At 48.5% G+C, this 14,173-nt stretch carries 14 protein-coding genes; 3 read left to right on the plus strand and 11 right to left on the minus strand.

Annotated features, from left to right (window positions below):
* The first annotated feature begins 18 nt into the window (after nt 1-18).
* Nucleotides 19-738 (plus strand): DUF1266 domain-containing protein, encoded by a 720-nt coding sequence (locus tag M3630_RS05335; protein ID WP_251251481.1) that lies wholly within the window; start codon nt 19-21, stop codon nt 736-738.
* A gap of 95 nt (nt 739-833) precedes the next feature.
* Here M3630_RS05335 and M3630_RS05340 read toward each other — a convergent pair whose 3' ends face one another.
* Together M3630_RS05340 and M3630_RS05345 are read right to left on the minus strand one after the other, a co-directional pair.
* The gene (locus M3630_RS05340) at nt 834-1,400 is read right to left on the minus strand and encodes a GNAT family N-acetyltransferase (RefSeq protein WP_173608426.1); all 567 of its coding nucleotides are present in this window, start codon (nt 1,398-1,400) and stop codon (nt 834-836) included.
* Nucleotides 1,401-1,589: 189 nt separating this feature from the next.
* Nucleotides 1,590-2,654: an HD-GYP domain-containing protein gene (locus tag M3630_RS05345; RefSeq protein ID WP_173608427.1), complete on the minus strand. Its 1,065-nt coding sequence runs from the start codon at nt 2,652-2,654 to the stop codon at nt 1,590-1,592.
* Nucleotides 2,655-2,870: 216 nt separating this feature from the next.
* On the opposite strand from M3630_RS05345, the gene M3630_RS05350 reads away from it, so the two are divergent.
* Nucleotides 2,871-3,362 (plus strand): Mov34/MPN/PAD-1 family protein, encoded by a 492-nt coding sequence (locus M3630_RS05350; RefSeq protein ID WP_173608428.1) that lies wholly within the window; start codon nt 2,871-2,873, stop codon nt 3,360-3,362.
* On the opposite strand, the gene M3630_RS05355 is transcribed toward M3630_RS05350, so the two are convergent.
* From M3630_RS05355 to M3630_RS05395, 9 genes are all read right to left on the minus strand, one after another.
* Nucleotides 3,274-5,100: a peptidoglycan D,D-transpeptidase FtsI family protein gene (locus M3630_RS05355; RefSeq protein WP_251251482.1), complete on the minus strand. Its 1,827-nt coding sequence runs from the start codon at nt 5,098-5,100 to the stop codon at nt 3,274-3,276. The two genes, M3630_RS05350 and M3630_RS05355, sit on opposite strands and share 89 nt — an antisense overlap.
* 106 nt (nt 5,101-5,206) lie before the next feature.
* On the minus strand, nt 5,207-5,851 hold the full coding sequence (udk, locus tag M3630_RS05360) for a uridine kinase (RefSeq protein WP_173608430.1): 645 nt from the start codon (nt 5,849-5,851) through the stop codon (nt 5,207-5,209).
* Between the two features lie 51 nt (nt 5,852-5,902).
* Nucleotides 5,903-6,538: an O-methyltransferase gene (locus M3630_RS05365; RefSeq protein ID WP_048032162.1), complete on the minus strand. Its 636-nt coding sequence runs from the start codon at nt 6,536-6,538 to the stop codon at nt 5,903-5,905.
* 106 nt (nt 6,539-6,644) lie between these two features.
* Nucleotides 6,645-7,745, minus strand: coding sequence for an endolytic transglycosylase MltG (gene mltG / locus M3630_RS05370; protein ID WP_173608432.1), 1,101 nt, complete (start codon nt 7,743-7,745; stop codon nt 6,645-6,647).
* 145 nt (nt 7,746-7,890) lie between these two features.
* A complete protein-coding gene (locus tag M3630_RS05375; RefSeq protein WP_005832492.1) occupies nt 7,891-8,181 on the minus strand; it encodes a DUF1292 domain-containing protein in 291 nt (96 codons plus the stop codon).
* 5 nt (nt 8,182-8,186) lie between these two features.
* A complete protein-coding gene (gene ruvX / locus M3630_RS05380; protein WP_142063197.1) occupies nt 8,187-8,603 on the minus strand; it encodes a Holliday junction resolvase RuvX in 417 nt (138 codons plus the stop codon).
* 9 nt (nt 8,604-8,612) lie between these two features.
* Nucleotides 8,613-8,873: an IreB family regulatory phosphoprotein gene (locus tag M3630_RS05385; protein WP_007727936.1), complete on the minus strand. Its 261-nt coding sequence runs from the start codon at nt 8,871-8,873 to the stop codon at nt 8,613-8,615.
* Nucleotides 8,874-8,984: 111 nt separating this feature from the next.
* Entirely contained in the window at nt 8,985-11,633 is a 2,649-nt protein-coding gene (gene alaS / locus M3630_RS05390) for an alanine--tRNA ligase (RefSeq protein WP_251251483.1), read from the minus strand.
* Nucleotides 11,634-11,946: 313 nt separating this feature from the next.
* Nucleotides 11,947-13,011, minus strand: coding sequence for an AI-2E family transporter (locus tag M3630_RS05395; RefSeq protein ID WP_251251484.1), 1,065 nt, complete (start codon nt 13,009-13,011; stop codon nt 11,947-11,949).
* 379 nt (nt 13,012-13,390) lie between these two features.
* On the opposite strand from M3630_RS05395, the gene M3630_RS05400 reads away from it, so the two are divergent.
* On the plus strand, nt 13,391-14,077 hold the full coding sequence (locus tag M3630_RS05400; protein WP_251251485.1) for a TerC family protein: 687 nt from the start codon (nt 13,391-13,393) through the stop codon (nt 14,075-14,077).
* Nucleotides 14,078-14,173 lie beyond the last annotated feature (96 nt).

Consider the following 14,173-nt stretch of genomic DNA (forward strand, 5'->3'; position numbering starts at 1 on the left):
GAGGCAGAGACGACTTCCATGACAAAAGAAGCAGAAAACGAAAAAGAGATCGACCCAAAGTTAAGCCGCTACTTGCATGCTCTCTCCTCTGTTTGCCTAAATCAGAAGCGGCTCGCCTATTATTTGGCCATCCACGAATACAACCGCCTGCGCGATACGTTTTTGCGGCTTCGTATTGATAACAGATGGGATACGGGGGACGCCGTGAAAACGAAAGAGCGCTTAACTTGGTTTTTAGAGCATGGGCGAAGAATTGAATTTGATCGGCATCGCCACGTATTGTCTGCACTAAGCGCTGCCAATCGCTCCAACTACATCGCGTCCTTAAAAAAAGGGGATATGGAGTCAGCCCGGCAGTTGATCGTGTACGCGTACATGAACAGACTCCCACATGCCGGCATTGCAGCGTTTGATTATGCCTGGTATCTCATTATTTGCAAAGCAGGCGCCCAGCAGTCCTACCTTCCCAAGGCAGATGCCGTAGAAGGTATGCTGGACGTAGCCAAGCGAATCCAACTCGCTTATTCAAGCTGGGAAGAGTATTTATTTGCCTATGCATGTGGCAATCTGTACGATGAAGCAGGCGCGTCTAAAAACACGAGTAAAGCAGCCGAAGCTCATATTTTGAAGCTCCTGACGGGTAAGTACAGTCCCATCCGTGAATTTGACTGGAAGTTTGATCTCACACCTTACCTGCCCTCACCCCAAGTACAAAGCGTGCCTTCTTTTAGCAGTTAAGCTTACGAAAAACGTTTCCCTCGGACTTTTAGCTCAGCTCTATGTCCACTGGGAAACGTTTTTTGTTCTTGTATCAAGCCTCGATAGAGGTCTTCTTACGCCTTTTCCGAAATGTCCTTCACCATATGGCTTAATTTATGGCCGCTTACGATCACTGTCCCATCCTCACGATAGCCGAGAGATTCATACAGCTTGCGCGCACGCGGTTTTTCCTCGTCAACGAGCAAAGCGATTCGGTCATGCCCGCGCTGAATCGCTTCTTTTTCAAAAGCATCCAATAGAAGTGATCCGATCCCCTTCCCTCTGCATGAGGAATCAACCGCGACGGAATCCAAATAAAATTCGTCATCCTTTGCTTCTTTTACAAGTGTAATCGTCTCGCCAGTCAAACGTTGGACATGCTCAACGAAGGGACGATCAAGCACCTCTGTTTGGCTCCCATGATAAAAGAGCGCAAGGCCTACCGGTACATCTCCATCCATGGCAATCACCGCGTTTTCGTAGCTCAGTCGGTTATTTTCCTTCGCAAAAAACTCCTCCATCATGCGAATCGCTTCCCCTGCCTCCGTCGCACCTGTCAACGTATGCGCGATATCTCCAATGGCATCATAAATTAAGGGCGCAGCAAAAGCTGCATCTGTGGGTTCCGCTTTGCGTATCATGTGTTTCCTCCTTGCGTTTCGAGCATTCGCACGACACGTTCCTTTTCGTTTCTTAGACTGCCAGATACTCTATCATTGTGTCACAATCTGCCAGGCTGATCGAGCTTTCCCGACGATCGTTCACAGATCAGCAACAATGAAACCGCTCTCATTTTTCAAGAGCGGTTTCATCTTTTTCGCATCGATTTTCTATCCAATCATTTTTTCAATCGTCAGCTTGCGATCATGCCGCAAATCGAGGAATTCACCCATTCTTCTTACCAATGGACGCATCGGTTCATCTTGATGAATAAGAATTACTTCGACTTCTTCCCCGCTACTCAATCTCGCCTTTGCCCCTACGTACAGCAAAGCAATGTAGCGGACAAACTGCGCAACGATCTCCACGTTCAACGTTCCGTTACATGCTTCCTTCCAGAGGAGCTGTGCCGCCTCGAATGGGGACGACCTTCCTTTATACACACGATCAGAACAGATCGCATCAAACATGTCGGCAACGGCGAGCACCTGACATTCGATTGGTATGCTATCGCCTTTTCTTTGCTCCGGATAGCCAGACCCGTCGAGTCGCTCGTGATGCAGCAAGGCACACAATGCCAACAGCTCAGATCCACCCTTCATCTCACGGATCATCTCATAGCCGAAAACGGTATGCTTCTTCATGATCGCAAATTCCTCTTCACTTAGCTTGCCTGGCTTCAGCAATATTTCCTTAGGTACCCTCATTTTCCCAATGTCATGCAAAAATCCGGCTGTCCCCATGAATGCTACTCGCTCTTCATCCCATTTCATCAAGCGAGCAATGAGCGAGCAGAGAATGCCTACATTTAATGAATGGCGGTATGTATAGCTGTCTGCTCCTTCCAGTACGTACAAGTTCCGGAACAACCCCAAATGCTTCCTCGATTTTTCTGCTACATCAAAAAAGATGTTGGAAAAATGATCAAGACTTGGTGCCCCGCCAACTGTCAGTTCATCGAAGAGTAGTCTCGTTTTGTCGAGGGCTTGTACATAAGCTGCAACGGTCTCAGAATCTGCCTCTAGTTGGAATAGTTGAGAAGTAACTTCCTCACCAGTTCCCTCTGTAAGACTCTGTATGATATCAACCTCACGGACTCGTTGCTTTTGCAATAGGATCACATGGGCAGGCGTAATCGTCGTGTTTTGTCCCAGCAGCAATATTCCTTGTTCGGTGTACAAATCAACCGCTAATACTTGCCCAATCAGTGAGAGATCAACAGGTGCCAAAGGCATACAATCAACCTTTCCAGTCTCCGTCTTTTTAGAGGTTGTTCAAAAAGCCGACTTTTTGAACTCACACTTTTACTCAAATTATAGAAAGGAAGAAGGTGAGTTACAATCCTTTTTTCGACAATTCCTAACTTTGCTGGTGCCGGGACATTTCACTATTCGCGTACATATGATATCAAGCAAATGTCAGTGGTTTTATCAAGGAGGGACGAATGTCTCATGACGACGCTGTACATCACACCAAAAGCGTGGAAACAAATTGAGCAGGCCGTACGAAAAAAACCCTCGCTGGAAACAGGAGGGATCATGATGGGATACCCACTTGGAGAGGATAGATGGGTCGTAACATATGCAAGTGAACCAGGCCCAAATGCGATTCACCAGCCACATTCTATATTTTTCGATGACATACATCTCAAAAAGCTCGTCCGCAAATTAAGCAGGCATCGACAATGGAAATACATTGGTGATTGGCATAGCCATACGGTAAAGCGCCTATCTCCCAGCAAAGGTGATAAGAGAACCATTTGGTCAAAAGCGTCACAATCCATGTACATGTCCTCCTCTCCCCTCATGCTGATCGTTGGACTAGGTAAAAACAATCAAATTAACGCAAGAGGATTCATCCTCGGAAATACTCTTCGCGAGGTTGGGAAGATTGAGCTGTATGATCGGCAAGCTCAGCGACAACCCGGTGAAAAAGCTCCATAGCCTGGTTTTTTCCCCAACTCGGCTGATTTTCTGCCACGACACAAATGGCGTAGCGCGGCTCTTCTAACGGAGCATACCCGAGAAACCACAGATGATTGTTTCCATTCGCATCCCCGATTTGCGCAGTCCCGCTTTTGCCTGCCACCTGCCAAGCGGAATTCATGAGCATCTGTCCTGTTCCCTCTGTGACAACTTTACGCATCATTTTTCGCAATTTGTTGGCTGTGACGTAGTCAATTCCGTCCAAAGAGAGCTCCTGCTGGGGAAATGTATGGAACGACTGACCATTTCGGTATGCGATCTCCTTTACCAGTCGTACTTGAGAGCTTTGCCCGCCACGCAAAATCGTTACCATCATATTGGCTGCTTGCAAGGGGGTAATGCGTACATCCCGCTGACCGATGGCGCTTTGAATCAGGACGCCTTCATCGTCGCGGGATATCCCCTCTGCAAAGACTCTACCCGGCTCTTCACCATCCAACTGCTTGAAGTTCTTGAGTTTATACAGATTGGGAGTAACATGCCCCACTTGAGTGGTCAAGCCCAGCTTTTTTGCATATTCCTCCAACTTTTCTCCGCCTACCATCTTGGCGATATGGGCAATCGCAATGTTGCAGGATTGGGCATACGCTTCTTCCAATGTCACACTGCCGTGACCTTCTTTTTTCCAGCAGGAGAAATGATACTTCCCGTACTCCCCTGTACATGTAAAACGGTCAATGGGCGAAACGATTCCTTCCGCCAGGGCTGCTGCCGCAACCACTGTTTTATAGACAGAACCAGGCGGGAGTTGTTTGAACGCGCGATTCTTCCAATCGCTCGTGTTTCCCGTGACATTTGTTTGATCATAGGTAGGGCGACTCACAGCTGCAAGAACGTCGGCTGTTTGTACGTCCAAAACGACGATACTGCCCTCTTTGAGACCTACTTGATCGGCTGCTGCTTCCATGCTTCTCTGGATTGCTGCATCCAAGGTCGTCGTTAATGAAAGCGGATAGTATTGATTCGACTGTTTTGTATAGCGAATATCCAGTCCTCGGAGCGGTTGTCCGTGCCCATCTACGTAATAGGACAAGACAGACGGCTCTACCCCCTGTAAAAACCGATCAAAGCTTCGCTCCAGACCCGATGCCCCCAGCGTGCTCTCGGCATTCATTTTGCCGCTGGTCCATTCATCTGGATACAGCTTTTGCACCATGTCGGGATTTTTATGGATAAAACCAATCAAATGCTTGGCTACCTCATCAGCGCGGTATCGCTCTGTCACCGCCAATGCCACAACTCCCGGGATAGCAAGGGCATTGATTTCCTCAGCCTGCCGCTCGGTGAGCATCACCAGCTTTCCGGACGCCTCTCGCATGAGCAGCGGTGCTTTCGCCTTTTCCATGGTCTCCGACAACCGCTCCTTGGATTCCCCGGTTATTTGTGCCACCCGCTGCAAGGCATCTGTTCCTTGCAGGCTCCCACGCGCCAACGGGAACAAAATCAAGGCGAGATGCTCTTCTCCGGTAAAGGCGTACCCATTTCGATCCACGATATCGCCACGACCGCTATGCAGTACAATGCTTTGCTGTCTTTGCTTTACTGCTGCCTTTACCAAATCAACGCCATGCCGAGAAAACCGATGGGGCGATCCGAGTTGAATCCACCACAAGCGCACGATCAAACCGAGCCATAACAACGACATGGACAACAATACAAGAAAGTGACGTCTTTTGATTCGTCGATCCAGCTGCATCGAATTCCCTCCCTGGCTTTTTTCACCAGTATTGCCGGAATGTACGCGACAGAAACAACGAACAAAGAAAAAAGCACACCGTACGTCACGGTGCACTTGTAAGTGTTTATGATTGATTGGAGAATTGTTGCTTCTCCAATAAAATATTGCTGATTTTCGTGGATAACAGATCCAATGCTACACGGTTGTAGCCGCCCTCTGGAATGATGACATCTGCATATCGCTTCGTCGGCTCAATAAACTGCAAATGCATCGGTCGGACGACGTTTAAGTATTGCGTTACCACTGAATCGAGGGAACGACCGCGCTCTTCGATGTCACGAACGATTCGGCGTGCAATACGCACATCCGCATCGGTATCGACGAACACCTTGATATCCATTAAATTACGAATCCGCTCATCCTCCAGAATCAGCATTCCTTCCAGAATGATGACATCCTTCGGGTCGACCTGGATTTGCTCCGGCTTGCGGTTATGCACCTTGAAGTCGTAGATCGGTTTTTGGATCGCTTTTCCTTGCATCAGCTCCTGCAAATGCGCAAGCAACAAATCATTGTCAAAAGCGAAGGGATGGTCGTAGTTTGTCAACGCCCGCTCTTCTGGGCTCAAATGGCTTTGATCCTTGTAGTAGGAATCCTGCTCAATCATCGTTACACTATCATTTTGGAACTGGCGGTACAGCTCCTTTGCTACAGTCGTTTTTCCGGAACCACTGCCTCCCGCTACCCCAATCAATACGGGGTTACCCATGCTTCATGTCCCCTTCCTCATGATGCTTTACAGCTATACGACCCTAAGTTTTTACTTCTTTTTCATACTGATAGCCAGCCCGTCTCCCACTGGAATAAATGTCGTTTCTAAATCAGGACGCTCCATCAGATGCGAATTATAAGAAAGCAGCTTGTCCACCATCGGACGCTGGCGCTTGCCCGCTTCTTCTGGGGTCGCCACCAGTCCTCGGAACAGGACATTGTCGCTGATTACCAAACCGCCTTCGCGAAGTAGCGGTAGATACAAATCGAGGAATACTCGATACTGACCTTTGGCCGCATCGATAAACAAGCAGTCAAATTGATACGACTCCGGCAGCCCTAAAGTAGCGTCACGTGAGAGTATTTCCACACGATCTGCACAGCCTGCTTCTTTTATATTTTCCCGTGCTCTCACCAATCGATCTTCATCTATGTCCATCGTGACAATTCGCGCTTCCGGTGCAGCTTCTGCAAGCCAAATAGTGGAATAGCCAATTGCCGTACCCACTTCAAGAATCGCTTTGGGACGATGCAGCAATAACAACATCCGCATGACTTGAGCGGACGGGAGCTGCACAATCGGAATGTTTTCCTCTGCCGCCTCCTGCTCCAGTCGCTTGAGCAGCAAAGAACGCTCGGGAACCAGGCTTGACACGTAGTCGTCAATTGCCGGATTGGTAATCATGATTTCACTCCTCTTTCGTTACAACCGAATTATTATAGCACACCTAAGGAAAACTTGGCTACGTCAAGCACTGTTGACCGTATGCAAAAAAAAAGAGGAAACCCGGTTAGTTTCCCCTGCTTTTCTTATCATTTGCTTCATGCTCTTGCAGTGTTTTGGAAAAGTAATGCTCGGACGTTCCGTCTTTTTTCGTCACGTAGAAAAAGTAATCATGCTTCGCCGGATTTACGACGGCTTCAAGCGAAGCTCTACCTGGGTTGGCAATCGGCCCTGGTGGCAATCCAGGATTTGTGTACGTGTTGTACGGACTTTTTACTTTTAGGTCCTCAAAGGTCAGACGGTCTCGTTGTTTGCCGAGAATAAATTGGACGGTAGCATCAGCCTGCAATGGCCACTTGTCACGAATCCGATTGTAGTACACGCCTGCTACAAGCGGACGCTCCTTGTCTACTGTAACTTCACGCTCGACAATCGATGCGAGATTCACTGCTTCATCCAGTGTTAAGTCGCGCTGCTTCAACTGCTCTGTCCACTCTGGCTTCCATTCCTTTTGGAATTGAGCCAGCATACGCGAGACGACATCATGTGCCGTAGCGTCTTTGCCCACCTCATACGTTTCCGGGAACAGATACCCTTCCAGACGGTGTTTTCGGTCTGCATGCTTCGGTATGGCTGCGACAAAAGGATAGTCCGGGAATGCTCCTTCATTTACTTCTTTTAAAAATGCCGCTTTCTCTACAATGCCTTCTTTATCGAGATGATCTGCGATCTGTTCGACATTCCAGCCTTCCGGGATCGTAAATCGGTTCGCATTGATCACCGTGTTTCCTTCCACCATGGCGGTTAGGATCTCGTCAATGGCTTGGCCAGTCGTAAATTGGTATTCTCCCGCCTTAAGATCAGGAGCCATGCCTTTATACTTCACGTAGTAATTAAATACATCGGCATTTCGGATCAGACCTTGTTCTTCCAGTAGTCGACCGATTTTTTGTACGGAGGAACCGGACGGAATCGCTACGTTCTTCACCGTCTGTTCACCTGCAACGGGCTGCAATTGCTGGTACACGTACCACGCTGCTCCCCCTGCAGCCAAAATGATCAATAACAAAAAGGTAACCAGCCACATCACAATTCGTCCGCCGCGTCTGCGTCGATGCGTCACAGGGCGGCCTGGGTTAAAATCAGGCTTCGCTGACATTGGTTTCAAGCTAGAAATCCTCCCTTTAGGGTCTCTTTATCTCCATCCCATTCATTATACTAGAGGCTTATCTACCTGTCACTTCATGGGTGATTTTGGCGAAAAAAGACAAAAAAAGAGCCCGCCAGTTGCGGACTCTCTTTCCACTCGTCTATTAAATTCCGTCTTTCTCCAAATCAGCAATCAATGTTTCGAAGGTAGCTTCTACTTGCTCCCACTCTTCGTCATCCTCGATTGGCTGGAGCATGTCTGTACCATCATAACGCAGGAAGTGAACCTCGTACTCTTCTTCCTCTTCCTGATCTACTGGTACGAGCACCAAATAGCTGCGGTCTTCAATGTCAAAAATGTACATGATACGAAAATCTCGCGGTTCCTCGGTACCTTCTTCCGTCAGCGCGATCACATCGCCCACTTCGAACTCTTCCATCATCTCTTCACTCATTGTGGTCACCTCGATTTCGCGTCCAAATATCCTTGGAGGATTAAAGTGGCCGCCATTTTATCTATCACTGTCTTTCGCTTTTGACGGCTAACATCAGCAGAGATCAGCATACGCTCTGCCGCCATCGTCGTCAAGCGTTCGTCCCACATGTGGACAGGAAGAGACGTGCGTTCCTCCAAAAGCTTGCCAAATGCTTGACACATTTCAGCACGCGGGCCTATGGTTCCGTTCATGTTTTTGGGCAAACCAACGACGAAAGCCCCAATTTGATACTGCGAAACTAATTCGCTCAGGCGAGCAAGATCCTTTTCCTTGGATTGTCGCTTGATGGTCTCTACTCCTTGCGCAGTCCAGCCCAGCTCATCGCTGACAGCCACTCCAATCGTCTTGTCGCCTACATCCAACCCCATCAATCGTGTCATCGTTAAGGTCTACTTGCGCTCTGACAAGTAAACGGTCACCAACTCTTCTATGATTTTGTCCCGTTCCAATTTGCCGATCAGGCTCCGCGCGTTGTTGTGGCGTGGGATAAACGCCGGGTCGCCAGAAAGCAAGTAACCTACGATCTGGGTGATCGGGTTGTATCCTTTTTCCTGCAGGGCTTTGTACACCTCTGTCAATGTTTCTTGCACATCCGCCGCATTCGCTTCCTTGGGCACCGTGAATTTCATGGTATTATCCAACGAACTCACAATCAACACCTCGATTTCCTTTTGAGACTCTTTTGGTTACATTCTCTTTTTTGTATTCGACTCGGATTTCGTTTACTCCTGTCGATTATACAAATTTCTCTTGCAATCGCACTATTTCGCTACTACTTGACTCTTCACGAAGTCAACCACAGCGTCCAGAGCTTCTTGCAGCTTGGATGGGTCCTTACCACCGGCTTGTGCCATATCAGGACGTCCACCACCGCCGCCACCGCAACGAGTTGCGACTTCCTTGATGATCTTGCCAGCGTGAATGCCTTGATCCATGAGATCTTTGGTTACACCTGCAACGAGGTTCACCTTGTCGCCATCGACTGCACCCAACACAATGACAGCGGAGCCGAGTTTGTTTTTCAGCTCATCTACCATGCCGCGCAGGTTGTCCATATCGACAGCGGAAACACGTGCAGCGAGTACGTTCATACCGTCTACTTGTTGGAGTTTATCCGTCAACGACGCTGCCTCGATGTTCCCCAGTTTTGCACGCAGGGACTCGTTTTCGCGCTGTACTTCTTTCAATTGTTGTTGCAGACCTTCTACACGTGCAGGTGCTTCTGCCAGAACCGGTGCCTTGAGTGCTTGCGCCACTTCTTTGAGCGTAGTGAACTGCTGGTTCAAGAACTGATAAGCGCCGCGCCCTGTTACTGCTTCGATCCGGCGTGTGCCTGCGCCGATACCGCTCTCGCTAACCAGCTTGAACAGACCGATTTCCGCGGTATTGTTTACATGGCATCCACCGCACAGCTCCAGGCTGTATTCGCCCACTTTTACAACGCGTACAACGTCGCCGTATTTTTCACCGAACAACGCCATTGCGCCCATCGCTTTTGCCTCAGCCAATGGTTTGTTGGAGATCTCGACACTCAGGTTTGCCCACACTTTTTCATTCACGATCGCTTCGATACGCTCCAGTTCTTCAGGAGTAATGGAGCTAATGTGAGTGAAGTCAAAGCGGAGACGCTCTGGTGCTACCAAGGAACCTGCCTGATTGACATGCGTTCCCAGGACATCCTTGAGTGCTTGATGCAGCAAGTGAGTCGCTGTATGGTTTTGCGTGATAGCCAGACGTGCTTCACGATTCACTTCCGCGCGAATCTCGTCGCCTTTGCGCAGGGTACCTGCATCGACGATAACAGAATGCACATTTTGTCCCATTGGTCCTTTTTGTACATCTGTCACGCGTGCTTTTACGGTATCAGAAATCAGGAAACCTTCGTCATTGATCTGACCACCGCTTTCTGCATAGAAAGGAGTTTGGCTCAGAACGACTTGTACGGTTTGACCCTCTTCTGCTTCTTCTACCAGCTGGTTGTCCAAAATAATCGCTTCCACATTACCTGTTGCTACCAATTCAGTATAACCAACAAATTGGCTCGTAACCGTCAAATCAGACAATGGACCGCCTTGAATTTGCATGCTGTCTACATCTTGACGTGCTGCACGTGCGCGCTCACGCTGTTCTTCCATCGCTTGGTCAAAGCCATCGCGATCGACAGTCAGCCCTTGCTCGTCTGCGAAGTCTTCTGTCAAGTCAACTGGGAATCCATACGTATCGTACATTTTGAACACATCTTGCCCAGACAGTTGCGTCTTTCCGCTTTCTTTTGCTGCTTTTACCATGTCGGACAGGATCGCCAGACCGTCGTTCAATGTCTCGTGGAAGCGCTCTTCCTCGGCACGAATGACTTTTTCGATAAACGCACGCTTTTGAACAACCTCTGGATAGAATTCGCCCATCATCGTGCCTACTGTTTCAGTCAAGCTGTACAGGAATGGCTTCTCCACGCCCAGCTTTTTCCCCATACGTACGGCACGGCGAAGCAGACGGCGAATGACATAGCCACGCCCTTCATTGGATGGAAGCGCACCGTCACCGATCGCAAACACAACCGTACGCGCATGGTCAGCGATAACCTTCAGGGCTACATCCATCTCAGGGCTTGTTTTATACTTCACACCGGAGATTTCCGTGGTCTTTTCGATCAGCGGGAACAGCAAATCCGTCTCAAAGTTGTTGTCTACGCCTTGGATGACAGAGGCCATGCGCTCAAGACCCATCCCCGTATCAATGTTCTTCTTAGGCAACGGCGTGTAGGTACCGTCTGGATTGTGGTTGAACTGGGAGAATACCAGATTCCACACTTCCAGGTAACGCTCGTTCTCTCCACCTGGGTACAGCTCAGGGTCGCTCGGGTCGTTTCCGAATGCTTCTCCACGGTCATAGAAAATCTCTGTGTTTGGTCCGCTCGGGCCTTCTCCAATATCCCAGAAGTTGCCCTCCAGTCGGATGATTCGCTCTTCTGGAACACCGATTTTCTTGCTCCACAGCTCAAATGCTTCTTCGTCCTCCGGGTGAATGGTAACGGAGAGCAACTCTGGATCAAAGCCGATCCATTTTGGGCTTGTCAAAAACTCCCATGCCCATTCAATCGCTTCTTCCTTGAAGTACTCACCAATAGAGAAGTTACCCAGCATTTCAAAGAAAGTATGATGGCGAGCAGTACGTCCCACATTTTCAATATCGTTCGTACGAATAGACTTTTGCGAGTTCGTAATACGCGGGTTGTCCGGAATGATGCGGCCGTCAAAGTATTTCTTGAGAGTCGCCACACCACTGTTGATCCACAGAAGGGAAGGATCGTCGATTGGAACCAATGGAGCGCTAGGCTCAATGCGATGTCCTTTTTCTACAAAAAAGTCGAGGAACATCTGGCGGATTTGATTGCCTGTCAGTTTCTTCATCTAACATTCTCCTCATCTAAAAATAAAAAAAGTCCCCATCCCCTCAGGGACGAGAACTGATTTCTCGCGGTACCACCCTGCTTACAGGCTCGCTACACGTTTCTGAGCCAAGGCCTGTCGCTTAAGTGGCGTCTAACGGTGCCAAGCCGCCGGGTTTTGCCCGGTCTTAGGAGTAGCCTTCTGCTGCTCTTCTTTTGGTCGCCCTCTCAACCATGGAGCGTCCTCTCTGTAAAAGGTCTGCAACATACTCGTTCCCTCATTGATTTCACATAAATCACTTTGTCCATATTATAAATATTTTACCTGATCACTGTCAACTTTCATGCATCATGACAGCGATTCGGCTGACGATCACTTTGCAAACGGCAAGAATCGGGACAGCAACGATCAACCCGATGATACCCCCTACCGTCTCCCCTACCAGCAGTGCCAGGATAATGAGAAGCGGATGCAAATGCAAGGAACGACCAACGATGTTGGGAGACAAAATGTTCCCTTCTACGATTTGAATAATGAGATTGACAACGACCACGAGTAGCAGTGTCTTGGTGGAAATCGTAATCGCGATCACAACTGCTGGTGCCGCCCCAATCAATGGTCCGATGTACGGAATGATGTTGGTGAGACATACGAATGCAGCCAGTACAAAAGGATACGGCATGCCGATCCACCAGTAGCCCACGTATGCGAAAACGCCTACGATCAAGGCGACCATCATTTGTCCATGTATGTATTTGCCCAAGGATTCGTTTATATCCCGCAGGACGATCAGCACTTGCTTCCGATAAGCCTTTGGAACAATCGACATTCCCGTCTCGTGCAATTGCTTCATATCCTTCAAAAAGTAAAAAGCGATAAACGGCACGATAGCAAAAGCAAACAGCTTTCCCATCGAATGCCTGGCATTATCCACGATTTTCGATACAGAATGAGACATTCCCTCATTCGACTGGATGATCACCCGGTCCACACCCTTGGAGATGCTATCCGGCAAGAAATATTTTCGTGCCTCCCACTCACTCATCCATGTATGGTACCAATCCATCAGGCGGGGAATATCGTCTGACAGCTCCACCAATTGTTTCGTGAAAACTGGGATGGCGTTTATAATCGCAATGGTAATCACCAATACAAATGATCCATAAATGAGCAGGACTGCCATCAAGCGCGGAACCCTTCTTTTTTCCAGCAATTGCACGATCGGATGGAGCAAGTACGCAATGACGAGTCCCAATATGACGGGAACGATTACTTCCTTTACGAGCGAAAACAACTGGGACAGGACTGGGCGGAGCAGCCAAAGCAGATTGCCGATGACCAAAAGTGTGATGACCCAAACAGCAGCAGCAAATAGACGACTTCGCCGAAGTTCATCCACGTTCCCCAACTCCTCCCTATTTGCCTACATCTTTTTTAGCTTGTCTCATTCACATTAATTTCATGTAACCTATTGACACACAATTTCGTGTTCAGTAGTATGTAATTACAAGAGGATATCTCCAAAGGGGAGTAGCTTTTTCGCAACATAGTCGTCATTACGGGATTTTTCCCCGGCTATGTTGGCAACATTTTCGTAAATGTTGTAAGCAAGACCTTTGCCGACCAGGTAAAAGGTCTATTTTTGTTTTTTAAACGACCTTTTCCTGCATCGGGAAAGGTCGTTTTCTTTTTCGCCCCTTTACACACACTATGGGAGGTATCAAGAAAACGGCCAGCGGATTATTCGCTTCCAAAATGGATTAGGAGGAGGAAGAGAAATGGATTTATTGTTAAGCCCTGAGTTTTGGACCGCATTACTTTCTATCGTTATCATCGACCTCGTGCTGGCCGGGGACAATGCCCTCGTCATCGGGATGGCAGCTCGTAACCTGCCTGCTCATCAGCAAAAGCAAGCCATCATCTGGGGAACGGTTGGTGCAATTATCATTCGTGCATTGGCGACACTCGCTGTCGTTTGGTTACTGAAAATTCCTGGTCTGCTGCTTGTAGGTGGTTTGATTCTCATTTGGATCGCTCTCAAATTGCTGATTCAAGATAATGGTCATGAGAATATGAAGGCAAGCGGAACGCTTGGAGCAGCGATCTGGACGATTATCGTAGCCGACACGGTAATGGGCTTGGATAACGTGATCGCGGTTGCTGGTGCAGCACATGGTGATTTTCTTCTGGTAGTTATCGGTTTGATCATCAGTGTTCCGATCATGGTATGGGGTAGCACATTGATCTTGAAGCTGATCGAGAAATATCCGGTCGTTATATATATCGGTTCTGCAGTATTGGCGTATACTGCTGCGAGCATGGTAACAAACGAGAAGTTCCTCACACCATTCTTTGCCGCTTACCCTTGGGTAAAATGGGTATTCATCGTAGCTGTTGTGGTTGGTGTCCTGTTGATCGGACGCATGAAAAGCCAACAGCAAAAACGCTTGGCAGAACAATCTTAATACAAAGCAAGGCTCCGTCGTTTCTGCGACGGAGCTTTTTCATGCCGGTTAAAAAAAAGCACCCGAACACAGTGTATGCTCGGGTGTTTATTTACG

Source organism: Brevibacillus sp. MER 51 (assembly GCF_023714195.1).
Classification (GTDB): domain Bacteria; phylum Bacillota; class Bacilli; order Brevibacillales; family Brevibacillaceae; genus Brevibacillus.